This window comes from Aeromicrobium sp. REDSEA-S32_B7, from assembly GCF_001626145.1.
Taxonomy (GTDB): domain Bacteria; phylum Actinomycetota; class Actinomycetes; order Propionibacteriales; family Nocardioidaceae; genus Aeromicrobium; species Aeromicrobium erythreum.
In genome coordinates, this window is the sequence record NZ_LUNF01000031.1 from 1 (window position 1) to 14,646 (window position 14,646).

Genomic DNA, 14,646 nt, shown 5'->3' on the forward strand with positions numbered 1-14,646 from the left:
TGCTCGCGCAGCATCAGGCCGGTCACGCTGACCACGCTGCGCGGCGGCAGCCCCGCCCGCACCCGCTCCTCGACCCGGGCCACCGCCTCGCGGCCGGCCTCCGGGTCGAACGGCTCGGTGCGCCACACGGGCTCGCGTCGGGTCGCCCAGAGGGTGTCCGTGATCGGACGCAGCGCGCCGAGGAACTGGACCGCCGACGCGCCGCCGCCGACGACGAGCACCCGCTTCCCGCGGAAGTGCTCGGGCCCGGGGTAGTCGACGGTGTGCAGCTGCTCGCCGCGGAACAGCTCCTGGCCGGGGTAGCGCGGCACGAACGGGCGACGCCAGGTGCCCGTGGCGTTCACCAGGGTCGGGGTGCGCCACGTCCGCTCGCCGGCACGAACCACCAGGAGCTCGTCGTCGGAGTCGACCCGGTCGACCGCCACCGGGCGCTCGACTGGCAGGTGGTGCTCCCGCTCGTAGGCCGCGAAGTACGCGGGGACGAACACGTTCGCCCTTTCGTGCCCCTCGGCCGGGGGGCGCGGGGCGTCGGGGAGATCGGCCACGCCGTGCACGTCGGCCATGGTGAGCGCGTCCCACCGGTGCTGCCAGGCCCCGCCGGGCGCGTCGTCGGCGTCGAGGACCACGTGCTCGACGCCCCGTCGCGCCAGGTGGTACGACGCCGAGAGTCCCGCCTGGCCGGCACCGATGACCACGCTCTGCAGGACGTCCACGTCGTCGGCAACGTCGCGCGCCCCGCGCGTATGCCCGTCAGTCGTGCAGCCGGGTGCCCTTCAGGGCCTTGTCGACGGGGTTCTTCGGACCGTGCACCGCGATGCCGACGAGGTCAAGCTCGGCGGTCGGCACGGCAGCCACCGTCGCGCGGTTGGCGGCGTCGTGACCGGTCGAGAACATGTCGTGGGTGTAGACGGCCAGCGGCATGCCCCGGGTCACGACCTTCGCGTGCACGCGCGCGAGGGTCGCGGCGTCGGCGCTGAGCACGACGACCGGCTGACGCAGCAGCGGGAGGTAGCGCTGGCCGTCGGCGTCCTCGTACGGCTCGCCGAGCAGCTCGGGGTTCGCGGCGATGCCGCTCACGAGGAACGCGGTCACGTTGAGCTCCTGCCAGGGCAGGAGGTCGTCGCGCAGGACGACGGCGATCTTGGTGTCGAAGCGGATCTCTTCCATGACCGACACGATGCGCCCTGCGACGACCCCCCGTCTTGTACGTTCCGAGCATGGTCGAGAGGGTGCGGGCGTGGGCGCCCGACGTGCCGCTCGTGCGCGAGGTCTTCCACGCGACGATGACCGGCCACGCGTACCCCGCGCACACCCACGACACGTGGACGGTGCTGCTGGTCGACGAGGGGTGCGTGACCTACGACCTCGACCGCCATCCCCGCACGTCGCCCCAGCGTCGGGTGAGCCTGCTGCCCCCGCACGTCGCCCACGACGGCAGGTCGGCGCGCGCCGGTCTGGGGTTCCGCAAGCGGGTGCTCTACCTCGAGGCTGACTGGCTGCCACCGACCATGACCGGTCGTGCCGTCGACCAGCCCGTCGTGCCGCGGGCGCGTCGGCTGGTGGAGGAGCTGCACGCCGTGCTCGACGGACCTGCTGACGCGTGGCAGTCCGAGTCGCTGCTGCTGGGGTTGCGCGACGTCGTCCTGCGCCACGACGCGGGCGCCGACGCCTCGGACGCGCCGGCCGCGAGGGCGTTGCGCGACCTGCTCGACGCGCACGTCAGCGACGGCCTGAGCCTCGAGGAGGCGGGTCGCCTGCTCGGTCGCTCGCCGGCCCACCTGGCCCGCACCTTCACGCAGACGTACGGCATCGCGCCGCACCGCTACCTCGTCGGTCGGCGGGTCGACACGGCCCGACGGCTCCTGCTGCGCGGGACCTCCGTGTCCGAGACGGCCGTCGAGGCGGGGTTCTGGGACCAGGCGCACCTGACCCGCCACTTCCGCCGTACGGTCGGCACGACCCCGGCCCGGTTCGCGTCGGGTCGGTGAGCCTGGGCTACGACGTCACGGCCCGGAGCGCGCGGGCGAGGTCCGCCCGCACCACGTCCGCGTCGCGGGTGTCGTCGATGGCAGTGAGGCACAGGGCCCGGATGCATCGGGCGAGCCAGTCCACGTCGTGCAGGGGGCGCAGCTCTCCCGAGGTGCGTCGTTCCTCGAGCAGCCGTGCGATGGGCTCGCCCGGCACGATCAGCCGGGCCAGCTCGTGCAGCTGTCGGTGGCCGGCGTCGAGCAGCTCGCGGTGCTGTCGGGCGATGTCGACGACGTCGGCCGCGAGCCGGTCGAGCGCATCGGCCAGCGGGAGTCCTTCGAAGGTCTCGAGCAGGCGGGCCACGACCAGCGGGCCGAGGTCGCGCGCGAGGGCGTCGAGCACGTGCTCCCGGTCGGGGAAGTGGCGGTAGAGGGTAGGCCGGGTGACGCCGGCGGTGCGGGCGAGGTCGGTCATCGACAGGTCGCCGTGCTCGAGGAGCAGCCGGCCGGCGGCGTCGAGGATGGCGCGACGGTTGCGCACGGCGTCGGCGCGCTGCGCTGTCCCGGGCGTCATCCCACCATGCTAGATGGCGGCGCGGCGGGGGTTGACCACTCAAACGAGACAGGTGTAAACCTTCGTTACATGTCTGCTGAGAGCCAGAGCCCGCCGTCCGTCGCCTCCCGCCGCACCGTCCTCGCCGCGGGAGGGATGGCGGCCGTCGCAGCGACGATCGGGGCCAGCGCACGCCCGGCGTCGGCGAGGGTCCGCCTGACCCGTGAGCAGCGGCGCGTCGTGATCATCGGCTCGGGCTTCGGTGGAGCGGTCACCGCGCTGCGCCTCACGCAGGCCGGTGTTCCCGTCACGCTGCTGGAGCAGGGCCGCCGCTGGCCCAGCGGACCGAACAGCGACACCTTCCCGACGGTCAAGACGATCGACCAGCGCGCCCTCTTCTACGGCTCCGCGCCGCGGCTCTTTGGTCGCCCCGTCTCGCTCGCGCCCTACGCCGGCCTGTTCAACACGCTCCTCGGACCGACGATGTCGATCATGAGCGGGGTCGGCTACGGCGGTGGCTCGCTGACGTACCAGGGCATGTCGCTGCAGCCCTCCCGGGCGGTGTTCGAGCACGAGTTCCCGGCCGCGCTCGACTACGACGAGATGGTCGGGCACTACGCCACGGTCGCCCGGATGCTGCGTCTGCAGACCGCGCCCGACGGCATCATCGACAGCCCGAACTACGCGACCTCGCGGGAGTTCAAGCGCCGGGCGGAGGCCGCCGGCTTCGACGTCGAGCGCATCCCGATGCCGGTCGACTGGAGCTTCGCACTGCGTGAGCTGCGGGGTGAGATGAAGCCGTCCTACACCAACGGCGACTGCGCCTTCGGGGTCAACAACGGCGGCAAGCAGTCGCTCGACGTCACCTACCTCAAGGCCGCCGAGGCGACGGGTCTGCTGGAGGTGCGGCTGCTGCACCGCGTGGACGCGGTGTCGCGCACGTCGACCGGTGCCTGGCAGGTGGAGCTGACCCGGACCGACGAGCGGGGCACCCCGCTCGAGCAGCAGGTCATCACGACGCCGACCCTGGTCATGGGTGCGGGCAGCGGTGGCACCAGCCGCATGCTGGTGCGGGCGAAGGCCACCGGTCGCATCCCGGACCTGCCGGACGCCACCGGCCACGGCTTCGGCACGAACGCCGACCGCATCTACGTGTGGACCAGCCTGCTCGGCTCCTTCCCGACGCCGCAGGGCGGACCGGTGATCTTCGGCAGCAAGGCGTGGTCCGACCCCGCCACGGCGAACACGGTCATCCAGGCGTCGCTGCCGCCGATCGGGATCGCGGGGCTCGACCTCGACCTGCGCAGCACGATGATGGTCGCCTACGGCGTCAGCCGGGAGCGCGGGCGCTTCGTCTACAACGCGCTCACGGACGATGCGACCCTGTCGTGGCGCTACGAGGGCGACCGGGAGCTGCAGACGCGGACGATCGCCCCGCGGGTCGCGGCCATCGCCGGCCTCGACACCCTGCTGGTCGACACGAACGCCCTCGTCCCGTCCACCTGGCACCCCATGGGCGGCATGAACATGGGTGACGCCTGCGACCACGAGGGTCGGGTGAAGGGTCAGAAGGGCCTCTACGTCCTCGACGGCGCGCTGCTGCCCGGCTCGGCCGCGGCGTGCAACCCGTCGATGACCATCGCCGCCGTCGCCGAGCGGGCGATGAGCCGCATCGTCCGCGACGACATCGGCAGCATCATCTGAGACGGGGGCTGCTCAGACTGCCGTCTCGCGGATGAGCCGCAGGACGCGCTCGGGGTCGTCGGCCATGGGTACGTGCCCGCTGCCGGGCAGCGGCTCGTGGCGGGCGTACGGCAGGCGCTGCTGCGCGACCTTGGCCTGCGCGTAGGGCAGGATGCGGTCCCGGGTGCCCCAGGCGATGGTCGCGGGGACGGGCACCTGGCTGTCGAAGCGGTAGATCACGCCCTCCTTCGCCGTCCGCTCGAAGGCGGTGGCGTGCTTGAGCGCGAGGGAGTCGCCGTAGGTGTGCTCGGCGTCGTGGCGCTCGGGGTGGGCGTAGAGGATCCAGCCGATGGCACGGCGACCGCGCAGGTCGGCAGCGAGGCGCTGCAGGAGGCGCTTCGGCGTGACCATCGCCGAGAGGCGCATGAGGAACAGGGGCAGCAGCGCCTGGAAGCGGTTGATCGGCCCGAAGAAGCCGGCGGGGCTGAGCGCGGTGGCCGACGCCACCAGCCCACGCGCGCCGAGCTCGAGGGCGATCGCGCCGCCGAGGGAGTTGCCCGCGACGTGCGGCTTGGTCACGCCCCACCGCTCGAACTGGGTCAGCAGGTGGTCGCACGCGTTGTCCATCGAGTACCGGATGCCACCGGCGAAGGCGGGCGACTCGCCGAACCCGGAGAGGTCGGGCGCGATGACGTCGTAGTCGCGGGCGAGCTCCTCGATCACCGGGTCCCAGGCCTGGCGACGGTGGCCGATGCCGTGCAGGAGGACGAGCGGAGGGGCACCGGGGGTGCCCCGTCGGGTGTACGCGAGATCGGGGTGCACGGGGAGATGCTGCCACATACCGGCGGTATCCGGACAGGGTGAGGGTCAGCACAGGACGCGCTCGACATTGTGACAGTACAACTGTCACACTAGTGGTGTGACGATCAACCCTGGACCCCTGAACGGCGTGCGCGTCGTCGAGATGGTCGGCATCGGACCCGGGCCGTTCGCGGCCATGATGCTCGCCGACCTCGGCGCCGACGTGGTGCGCGTCCACCGGCCCGGCGGGGGTGGCCTGCAGGTCACGCGCCCCGAGCAGGACCTGCTCGGCCGCGGTCGGCCGTCGGTCGCCCTCGACCTGAAGGACCCGCGTGGCGTCGAGACCGTGCTGCGGCTCGTCGAGCAGGCCGACGTGCTGCTCGAGGGCTTCCGGCCCGGCGTCACCGAGCGTCTCGGCATCGGTCCGGACGACTGCCTCGCCCGCAACCCCTCCCTCGTCTACGGCCGGATGACCGGCTGGGGCCAGGACGGCCCGTTGAGCCAGACGGCCGGGCACGACATGAACTACATCGCCGTCGCCGGTGCGCTCGACCCGCTCGGTCGACGACCCGACGACGCCCCTGCCTTCCCGATGAACCTGCTGGGCGACTTCGGCGGCGGCTCGCTCTACCTGGTGGCCGGCGTGCTCGCGGCGCTGCTGCACGCCCGCGCGTCGGGTGAGGGCCAGGTCGTCGACGCGGCCATCACCGACGGCACGGCCCACCTGCTGACCATGGCCGTGACGATGCAGCAGGCCGGCATCTGGGACGGGCGACGCGGCACGAACCTGCTCGGCGGCGCCGCCCCGTTCTACGACGTCTTCCGGACGTCGGACGGTCGTTGGATGTCGGTCGGCCCGCTCGAGCCGCAGTTCTTCGCCGCGTTCGTCGAGCTGGTGGGGGGCGACCTGCCCGGCCAGTACGACCTGCAGGACTGGGGCACCCTGCGGACCGAGCTGGAGCGACGGTTCGCGTCGCGCACGCAGGCGGAGTGGACCGACGTCTTCGACGGCTCCGACGCGTGCGTGCACCCCGTGCTCCCGCTGACCGAGGCGTACGAGCACCCCCACAACGTCGCCCGCGGCACCTACGTGGAGCACCACGGCACCACGCAGCCCGCGCCGGCCCCGCGCTTCTCGCGCACCGCACCGCACCTCACGACCCCGCCCGTCGGGCCGGGCGCCAACACCCGTGAGGCACTGACCGCCTGGGGCATCGACGACGTCGAGACCCTCATCGCCGACGGCGTCGCCGTCCAGGCCTAGGAAGGAACACACCATGAAGCGCACCATCTTCGACGCCGACCACGAGGCGTTCCGCGACACCGTCCGCACGTTCTGCGAGAAGGAGATCGCGCCGCACCACGACCAGTGGGAGAAGGACGGCATCGTCCCCCGCGAGGTGTGGGAGAAGGCCGGCGAGCTCGGCCTGCTCGGGTTCATGATGCCGGAGGAGCACGGCGGAGGGGGGATCACCGACTTCCGCTACAACGCGATCCTGTCCGAGGAGGTCACCCGGATCGGCGCGAGCGGCATCGGCTTCGTCATCCAGACCGACCTCGTGTCCGGCTACCTGCTGTCGTACGCCTCCGACGAGCAGAAGGCGCGCTGGTTCCCGAGGTTCTGCAGCGGCGAGATGATCACCGCCATCGCCATGACGGAGCCGGGCACCGGCTCGGACCTGCAGGGCATCAAGACGCGGGCCGTGCTCGACGGCGACGAGTACGTCATCAACGGCTCGAAGACGTTCATCACCAACGGCATCAACGCCGACCTCGTGCTCGTGGTGTGCCAGACCGACCCCGAGGCCGGTGCGATGGGCTTCTCGCTCATCGCCGTCGAGCGCGGTACGCCCGGGTTCGAGCGCGGTCGCAACCTCGACAAGATCGGCCTCAAGGCGCAGGACACCGCCGAGCTGTACTTCGAGGACGTCCGCGTGCCGAAGGAGAACCTCGTCGGCGAGCCGGGTCAGGGCTTCATCTACCTCATGGAGAAGCTGCCGCAGGAGCGGCTGTCGATCTCGGTCGTGGCGGCCGCCGCGTGCCGCGCGGCCATCGACATGACGCTCGACTACGTCAAGGAGCGCAAGGCGTTCGGCAAGCCGATCGGCTCGTTCCAGAACAGTCGCTTCGTGCTCGCCGAGCTGGAGACGGAGGCGCGGATCGCGCAGGTGTTCGTCGATGAGTCGATCACGCAGCACAACCGCGGCGACCTGACCGTCGCCGACGCCGCCATGGGCAAGTGGTGGACGACCGAGCTGCAGAAGAAGACCGTCGACAAGTGCCTGCAGCTGCACGGCGGCTACGGGTTCATGTCGGAGTACCCGATCTCCAAGGCGTACCTCGACACGCGCATCCAGACGATCTACGGCGGCACGACCGAGATCATGAAGGAGATCATCGGCCGCGGCATGGGTCTGTGACGCACGACGGCCCCCACGCAGCTGCGTGGGGGCCGTCGTCGTCGTGAGGGTCAGACGAGCGGCTCGTCGCCCTCCTGGACCTTGGCGTCCTCCTCCTGCGCCTTCTCGCGCTTGTAGGCGGGGAGCGAGGCGACGACGCCGGCACCCAGGATCAGCAGCACGCCGCCGAGCGACCACTCCACGCCGACCTTGGTGTCGAGGACCTCGCCGTAGACCATCTTCGCGGCGATGAAGACCAGCAGGGCGGCGAGCGCGGCCTTGAGGTGCTTCAGGCGGGCCACCAGCTCCGCCACCAGGAAGAACAGCGGGCGCAGGCCCAGCAGGGCGAAGGCGTTCGCGGCGAACACGACGAACGTGTCGGTCGTGATGCCGAGGATGGCGGGCACGGAGTCGACGGCGAAGATGATGTCGACGACGGCGATGGCCACCAGTGCGGCGCCGGCCGTGGTCAGCATCCGCTTGCCGTTCTCCTTGGCGATCAGCTTGTCGCCGTGGTCGCCCTCGGCGATCGTCATGCGGTTCTTCACGCCCTCGACGAGCTTCTCGTCACCGTCGTGGTCGTTGCGGTGCTTCCAGAGGCGCCAACCGGTCCAGGCGAGCAGCGCGGCGAACGGGTAGGTCAGCCAGGAGGCGGCGTCGAGCGCCGCGGCACCGACCAGGATGAAGATCAGGCGCAGGACGAGCGCGAGCACGATGCCGTACGTCAGCAGACGCACGCGCTTCGGCGTCGGGATGGCGAACGCGCCGAGCACCACCAGGAAGACGAAGACGTTGTCGAGCGACAGCGACTTCTCCACGAGGTAGCCGGCCAGGTAGGTGCCTGCCTGCTCGGAGGTGCCGAAGAGGTACAGCACGCCGCCGAAGGCGAGGGCGATCGCGATCCAGGCGATCGACCAGACGGCGGCGACCTTGACCGGCATCTCGTCGCGCTTGCGGGTGAGCAGCAGGTCGACGCCGAGCAGGACGATGATCGCGACGAACAGCAAGGTCCAGTCGAGTGAAGAACCGAGGGGCATGGGGGAGTGCGCTCCTTCGCGGTGACGATGTCAGGGATGACAGGGATGTCGCGAAGGTTTCTCCACCCGGGAGGGCCACCTGGCGCGGGTCCGGATGGCCGGACCGTGCTGACGCACCAGGTCGTCGGGATACTTCCCTTCGTGCCTCAGCGTACCGAGGGCACGAAAGGGGCGCTCGACGAGCGAGGCGTGACCTCAGTCGCGCTCGTTGGCCCGGCGCCGGACGGTGCGCCGCTTCTCGTCGTCGACCGCCTCCTCGTACGACGTGACGAGGGCCTGCACGGTGAGCGGCTTGAACCGCTCGATCATCGCGGTGATCAGCTCCGGCGGCTGCCCTGACGCGACGAGGTGCGGCCAGACGAGGGTGCGGAACAGCTCGGTCAGCTCGACCGCGAGCGCCCGGCCGTGCTCCGTGATCACCCTCCGTGCGGCGAGTGCCGCGTCGACGGGCAGGCCGGCGTCGAGGAAGCCCATGCCGACGGCCAGGTGGGCGGGCGCGAGCCGGAACACGTCCTCGGTCGGCGTCGGCTCGACGACGCCGATGGCGACCAGCACCTCGAGGTCGTCGTCACTGAGACTGCGACCCGCGCGCCTCTCGAGCATCGAGCGGTCGAGCGTCTCGGGCATCTCCGGCGTCCAGGGCGCGAGGAGCGTGCGGTGCAGCGCCACCTGCTCGGGCGTCGCGTCGGCGGGGATCTGCTCGAGGTAGCCCTCGATGGCGGCCAGGGTGAAGCCGTGCGCCTGCAGCTCCTTGACGAGCTCGAGCCGAGCCAGGTGGCCGGCCCCGTAGTAGCCGTTGCGGCCCTCGCGCCGCGGCGGCGGGATGAGGCCGCGACCGGCGTAGAAGCGCACGGTGCGCACGGTCATGTCGACCCGTGCGGCCAGCTGCTCCACGCTCATCGTCTCTGTGCTCACGGGGCCGAGCGTAGCCCCGCGCGGCCCTAGACTCCGGGGATGCGCCGTAGCGTCCTGGTCGTGGCCCTGGTGCTCCTCGCGTCGTGCGGGCGACCCGATCCACCGGATCCGCGCTCGCTCGGCGCCGAGCGCAGCGCCGCGCGATCGCAGGTGCAGGAGCTCGGCCCGACCGCATGGCGGCGCGGCGACGCGCTCGCCGAGGCCGCCAACGACCTGTGCCAGTCGGGCCAGCAGAACTACAAGGTCGACGAGATCGACTTCGCGTGCACGCTCGGGGAGTCGTGGCTGCTGACGGGCGTCTCGACGCGCGACGAGGTCGCCGGCGACCTGCGGGCGATGTCCGAGCAGGTCGCCCGGCTCGGCTGCGAGCCGGCCACGCAGGGGTCCTCCCTCGGCGACGCCCAGCGGTACTGGACCGACGCCCAGGACGAGCCCGGTGCCCTGCCCGGAGGGCGCTTCCGGTGCGCCGACGACGTGCTGCTCCAGGTGCGTCCCCTCAGTGCGGCCGAGCCCTACGTCGTGCCGGTCTCCGTGATCGGCGACCTGACCGGCGGTGACGTCGGCGCGCCCACGCTCCAGGAGTTCCCCGACGACGTCGAGGCGACGGTGAGGCGCTCCGGCGCCGTGCTCCTGTGGCAGGTGACGGCCTCGGTCGAGTACGCCGTGCGGGAGTGAGCTCGCCCCGCGGGGACGTGACCCGTGTCACGATCGGACCCGGACCTAGCGACTCTGACAGCAGTGGTGTCACAATCGGCACCGAAGGTTCTACACGAAGGACACTGACATGACCGAGGCTTACATCTACGACGCGATCCGCACCCCGCGCGGACGCGGCAAGAAGACCGGCTCGCTGCACGAGGTCAAGCCGATCTCGCTGCTCAACGGCCTGCTCGAGGAGATCAAGACCCGCAACCCCGACCTCGACGCGAACCAGGTCGACGACGTCGTCCTCGGTGTCGTCTCCCCCGTCGGCGACCAGGGCGCCGACATCTCCCGCACCGCCGTCCTCGCCGCCGGGTTCGGCGAGCAGGTGGCCGGCGTGCAGCTCAACCGCTTCTGCGGCTCCGGACTGGAGTCCGTCAACCAGGCCTCGGCCCGGGTGAAGTCCGGCTGGGAGGACCTCATCGTCGCCGGCGGCGTCGAGTCCATGAGCCGGGTGCCCATGGCCTCCGACGGTGGCGCCTGGGCGATGGACCCCCGGACCGCGCTCGACACCGACTTCGTGCCCCAGGGCATCGGCGCCGACCTCATCGCGACCCTCGAGGGCTTCAGCCGCGACGACGTCGACCAGTTCGCCGCCGAGAGCCAGGCGCGGGCGGCCAAGGCGATCGCCAACGGCTACTTCGCCAACTCCGTCATCCCCGTCAAGGACGTCAACGGCATGACGATCCTCGACCACGACGAGTTCGTGCGCGAGGGCACCACCGCCGAGTCGCTCGCCGGCCTCAAGCCGTCGTTCAAGGATCTCGGCGACTTCGCCGGCTTCGACGCCGTCGCGCTCGAGAAGTACACGACGGTCGAGAAGATCAACCACGTCCACCACGCGGGCAACAGCTCGGGCATCGTGGACGGCGCGTCGCTCGTGCTCATCGGCAACGAGAACGCCGGCCAGCGCCACGGCCTCACGCCGCGCGCCCGCATCGTCTCCACCGCGGTCATCGGCTCCGAGCCGACCATCATGCTGACGGGCCCCGGCCCCGCCGCCCGCAAGGCGCTCGACAAGGCCGGCCTGTCCATCGAGGACATCGACCTCATCGAGATCAACGAGGCGTTCGCCGCTGTCGCCATGAAGCTCATGCGCGACCTCGACGACTACCCGCACGAGCAGACCAACGTCAACGGCGGCGCGATCGCCATGGGCCACCCGCTCGGTGCCACCGGCGCGATGATCCTCGGCACGCTCGTCGACGAGCTGCACCGCCGCGAGAAGCGCTACGGCCTGGCCACGCTGTGCATCGGCGGCGGCATGGGCATCGCCACCATCGTCGAGCGCGTCTGACCCCCGACCAGGCTTCCAGGAGAACACGAACCATGACCGAAGCAGTGCGCTACGAGGTCGAGGGCGGCATCGTCAACCTCGTCCTCGACGACCCCAACCAGAACGCCAACACCATGAACGACGCCTACGCGACGTCCATGGCGAAGGCCGTCGACCGCCTGGTCGACGAGATCGCGGCCGACGCCGACAGCATCAAGGGCGTCATCATCTCCTCGGCGAAGAAGACGTTCTTCGCCGGCGGCGACCTCAAGCTGATGACGCAGGCCACCCCGGCCGACGCGCAGAAGCTCTTCGACAACGTCGAGGGCATCAAGGCCACGCTGCGCAAGCTCGAGACGGCCGGCAAGCCCGTCGTCGCGGCGATCAACGGCGCCGCGCTCGGTGGCGGCCTGGAGATCGCGCTCGCCGCGCACCACCGCATCGCGGCCGACGCCCGCCTCGAGATCGGCCTGCCCGAGGTGACTCTCGGCCTGCTGCCCGGTGGCGGCGGCGTGACCCGCACGGTCCGCATGTTCGGCCTGCAGGACGCGCTCATGAACATCCTGCTCCAGGGTCCGCGCATGCAGCCGGCCAAGGCGAAGTCGATCGGCCTCGTCGACGAGGTCGTCCCCGCCGACCAGCTCCTCGACGCCGCGAAGGCGTGGATCGAGTCGGTGCAGGGCGACGACGACGCGGCCAAGCAGCCGTGGGACCGCCAGGGCTACCGCATGCCCGGCGGCACCCCCTCGAACCCGAAGCTCGCCGCCAACCTGCCCGCGTTCCCGGCCATGCTGCGCAAGCAGACGAAGGGTGCGCCCTACAAGGCGCCGCGCAACATCCTCGCCGCCGCGGTCGAGGGTGCGCAGGTCGACTTCGAGACCGCCAGCCGCATCGAGTCCCGCTACCTGGTGGAGCTCCTCGTCGGCCAGCAGTTCAAGAACATGACGCAGGCCTTCTTCTTCGACCTCGGGTCGATCAACGCCGGCGGCTCGCGTCCGGCCGGCATCGAGCCGAAGAAGTTCCAGAAGGTCGCCGTCATCGGCGCCGGCATGATGGGCGCGGGCATCGCGTACGTCTCGGCGCAGGCGGGCATGGAGGTCGTGCTGAAGGACGTCTCGCTCGAGGCCGCCGAGAAGGGCAAGGCCTACAGCGAGAAGCTGCTGGCGAAGAAGCTCGAGCGCGGCCGCACCACGCAGGAGAAGGTCGACGCCTTCCTCGCGCGGATCACGCCGACGGCCGACTACGCCGACCTGGAGGGCTGCGACCTCGTCGTCGAGGCCGTCTTCGAGTCGGTCAAGCTCAAGCACGACGTCTTCGGCGAGATCGAGAAGGTCGTCAAGCCCGACGCGCTGCTCGGCTCCAACACGTCGACGCTGCCCATCACGAGTCTGGCCGAGGGCGTGGAGCGTCCCGAGGACTTCATCGGCATCCACTTCTTCTCCCCGGTCGACAAGATGCCGCTGGTGGAGATCATCGCCGGTGAGAAGACCGACGACGCCGCCATCGCCGGTGCGCTCGACTACGTCCAGCAGATCCGCAAGACGCCGATCGTCGTCAACGACAGCCGTGGCTTCTTCACGAGCCGCGTCATCGGCACGTTCGTCAACGAGGGCATCGGCATGCTGGCCGAGGGTGTCGACCCGGTCTCGATCGAGCGCGCCACGACCATCGCGGGCTTCCCGGCTCCGGTGCTGCAGCTCAGCGACGAGCTGAACCTCGAGCTGATGACGAAGATCCGCAACGAGTCGAAGGCGGCCGTCGAGGCTGCCGGCGGCACGTGGGAGGGCAACGCGGGCGAGGGCGTCATCGACACGATGATCGAGCTCGGTCGCTCCGGCCGCCTCAAGGGCGCGGGCTTCTACGACTACGAGGACGGCAAGCGGGTCGGCCTCTGGTCGGGCCTGCGCGAGCAGTTCCCGACGTCGGACACGCAGCCCGACTTCGAGGACCTCAAGGAGCGTCTGACGTTCATCATGAGCCTCGAGACGATCAAGTGCCTCGAGGAGAACGTGCTCCGCACGGTGCCCGACGCCAACATCGGTTCGATCTTCGGCATCGGCTTCCCGGCCCTGCAGGGTGGCGCGATCCAGTACGTCAACGGCTACGAGGCTGCCGACGGATCCATCGGCGTCGAGGCGTTCACGCGTCGCGCCCAGGAGCTGGCCGCCACCTACGGCGACCGCTTCGAGCCCCCGGCCCTGCTGCTGGAGAAGGCGAAGAACGGCGAGAAGTTCATCTGAGCCGACCGCTCGCCCGACGCCCCCGCGACCCGCTGGTCGCGGGGGCGTCGGCGTTCAGGGGCCCGCATGTGTGGGTAGCCACGGCTCGTTATCGACACTTCTGCGCTGATGTGTGGTTAGTGCTCGTCGTCGGTGAGGCCTCGAGCCAGGGCGCGTTCGACGTCGGAGATGTTGCCGTCGGGCACGCCATGGGTGGCGGGTTCGGCGTCGATGGTGCGGCCGGATGGCAGGATCCAGCGCAGGGTGCGGTGGCTCTTCATGGCGTGGTGTCGGCGGTGCAGCGCCCAGAGGTTCGATCCTCGTGTGGGGCCCCGGGGGTGTGGAACCTGGTGGTCGAGGTCGCAGTCGCGAGCGGGTCTCATGCAGCCGGGAGCCTGGCAGACGCCGTCGCGGAAGCTGATGGCGGTGGCGAGGACGTCGGGAGCGAACCTGCCGACGTACTCGTGGGCGAGGACGTCGCGCGTGACGGGGTCGACGAGGAGGCGATGGAAGAAGGTGTCGTCGGGGTCGAGGTGATCGAGGACCCATTCGGCGGGGACGGTCCAGGTGCCGTCGTCGGCCACGGCCGGTCCGGGCTCGGCACCGACGAGGACGTCGGCGTCGATGACGATCCCGATGTCGGTGCGGGCGCGGCCGGTGGCGGGGGTGTCCTCGGCGAGGAGGAGGTCGACGAACGCGTCGGCGCGGACCTGCCCGCGGGTGCGTTCGTCGCCGTCGGGGCGTGGGGTGCGGCGCAGACGGGCGTCGATGGCGGCGGCCTGGTGGGAGGGGACGAAAGCGTTGACCCAGGCCATGGCGTCGTCGACGTGGGTGACCTGCACGTCGCGCTGGCGGCGGGCGGCCTCGGCCCGCTGGGCTGCTTCCTCGGCCTCGACGCGGGCGACGAACCGCTTCAGCCAGGCCCGCAGCTCGGCCACGGTGTGGGCGTTGGCGTAGGCGACGACGGTGTCGTCGAGCCGGTCGTGGGACTCGGGTCGTCGGAGGACCAGGAGGGTGGAGGCGATCTCGCGCCCGCGAGCCCAGTCGACGTCGCCGCGTCGGAAGGCGAGCCAGGTCTGGGGGGCTCGCTCGCG

The 14,646-nt window shown here is 71.0% G+C and carries 14 protein-coding genes; 7 read left to right on the forward strand and 7 right to left on the reverse strand.

What is annotated here, in order from left to right; genetic code table 11:
• Positions 1 to 713 (reverse strand): FAD-dependent oxidoreductase (locus tag A6Q79_RS02115; protein ID WP_317695857.1); only part of this gene is annotated, 713 nt, incomplete at its 3' end.
• Positions 714 to 750: 37 nt separating this feature from the next.
• The gene (locus tag A6Q79_RS02120; protein ID WP_289016691.1) at positions 751 to 1,167 is read right to left on the reverse strand and encodes a DUF2000 domain-containing protein; all 417 of its coding nucleotides are present in this window, start codon (positions 1,165 to 1,167) and stop codon (positions 751 to 753) included.
• A gap of 50 nt (positions 1,168 to 1,217) precedes the next feature.
• Here A6Q79_RS02120 and A6Q79_RS02125 point away from each other — a divergent pair, with 50 nt between their 5' ends.
• The gene (locus A6Q79_RS02125; protein ID WP_289016692.1) at positions 1,218 to 1,988 is read left to right on the forward strand and encodes an AraC family transcriptional regulator; all 771 of its coding nucleotides are present in this window, start codon (positions 1,218 to 1,220) and stop codon (positions 1,986 to 1,988) included.
• 7 nt (positions 1,989 to 1,995) lie between these two features.
• On the opposite strand, the gene A6Q79_RS02130 is transcribed toward A6Q79_RS02125, so the two are convergent.
• Positions 1,996 to 2,541: a TetR/AcrR family transcriptional regulator gene (locus A6Q79_RS02130; RefSeq protein WP_289016693.1), complete on the reverse strand. Its 546-nt coding sequence runs from the start codon at positions 2,539 to 2,541 to the stop codon at positions 1,996 to 1,998.
• Between the two features lie 69 nt (positions 2,542 to 2,610).
• On the opposite strand from A6Q79_RS02130, the gene A6Q79_RS02135 reads away from it, so the two are divergent.
• Complete coding sequence (locus A6Q79_RS02135) at positions 2,611 to 4,224, forward strand: GMC oxidoreductase (RefSeq protein WP_289016694.1); 1,614 nt, start codon at positions 2,611 to 2,613, stop codon at positions 4,222 to 4,224.
• A 12-nt stretch (positions 4,225 to 4,236) separates the two neighbouring features.
• On the opposite strand, the gene A6Q79_RS02140 is transcribed toward A6Q79_RS02135, so the two are convergent.
• A complete protein-coding gene (locus tag A6Q79_RS02140; protein ID WP_289016695.1) occupies positions 4,237 to 5,025 on the reverse strand; it encodes an alpha/beta fold hydrolase in 789 nt (262 codons plus the stop codon).
• Positions 5,026 to 5,122: 97 nt separating this feature from the next.
• On the opposite strand from A6Q79_RS02140, the gene A6Q79_RS02145 reads away from it, so the two are divergent.
• Complete coding sequence (locus A6Q79_RS02145; protein ID WP_289016696.1) at positions 5,123 to 6,268, forward strand: CaiB/BaiF CoA-transferase family protein; 1,146 nt, start codon at positions 5,123 to 5,125, stop codon at positions 6,266 to 6,268.
• 13 nt (positions 6,269 to 6,281) lie between these two features.
• Positions 6,282 to 7,424, forward strand: a complete 1,143-nt coding sequence (locus A6Q79_RS02150) for an acyl-CoA dehydrogenase family protein (RefSeq protein ID WP_289016697.1) — start codon at positions 6,282 to 6,284, stop codon at positions 7,422 to 7,424.
• Between the two features lie 50 nt (positions 7,425 to 7,474).
• Here A6Q79_RS02150 and A6Q79_RS02155 read toward each other — a convergent pair whose 3' ends face one another.
• Both A6Q79_RS02155 and A6Q79_RS02160 read right to left on the reverse strand, forming a co-directional pair.
• Positions 7,475 to 8,440 (reverse strand): TerC/Alx family metal homeostasis membrane protein, encoded by a 966-nt coding sequence (locus tag A6Q79_RS02155; protein WP_289016698.1) that lies wholly within the window; start codon positions 8,438 to 8,440, stop codon positions 7,475 to 7,477.
• Positions 8,441 to 8,635: 195 nt separating this feature from the next.
• The gene (locus tag A6Q79_RS02160; RefSeq protein WP_289016699.1) at positions 8,636 to 9,355 is read right to left on the reverse strand and encodes a MerR family transcriptional regulator; all 720 of its coding nucleotides are present in this window, start codon (positions 9,353 to 9,355) and stop codon (positions 8,636 to 8,638) included.
• A 39-nt stretch (positions 9,356 to 9,394) separates the two neighbouring features.
• On the opposite strand from A6Q79_RS02160, the gene A6Q79_RS02165 reads away from it, so the two are divergent.
• From A6Q79_RS02165 to A6Q79_RS02175, 3 genes are all read left to right on the forward strand, one after another.
• Positions 9,395 to 10,030, forward strand: coding sequence for a hypothetical protein (locus A6Q79_RS02165; RefSeq protein WP_289016700.1), 636 nt, complete (start codon positions 9,395 to 9,397; stop codon positions 10,028 to 10,030).
• Between the two features lie 109 nt (positions 10,031 to 10,139).
• Positions 10,140 to 11,354, forward strand: coding sequence for an acetyl-CoA C-acetyltransferase (locus A6Q79_RS02170; RefSeq protein WP_253024514.1), 1,215 nt, complete (start codon positions 10,140 to 10,142; stop codon positions 11,352 to 11,354).
• Positions 11,355 to 11,386: 32 nt separating this feature from the next.
• Positions 11,387 to 13,573, forward strand: coding sequence for a 3-hydroxyacyl-CoA dehydrogenase NAD-binding domain-containing protein (locus A6Q79_RS02175; protein ID WP_289016701.1), 2,187 nt, complete (start codon positions 11,387 to 11,389; stop codon positions 13,571 to 13,573).
• Between the two features lie 116 nt (positions 13,574 to 13,689).
• Here the strand turns inward: A6Q79_RS02175 and A6Q79_RS02180 are convergent.
• The coding region (locus tag A6Q79_RS02180; RefSeq protein WP_317695878.1) for a DUF222 domain-containing protein at positions 13,690 to 14,646 on the reverse strand (957 nt) is incomplete at its 5' end.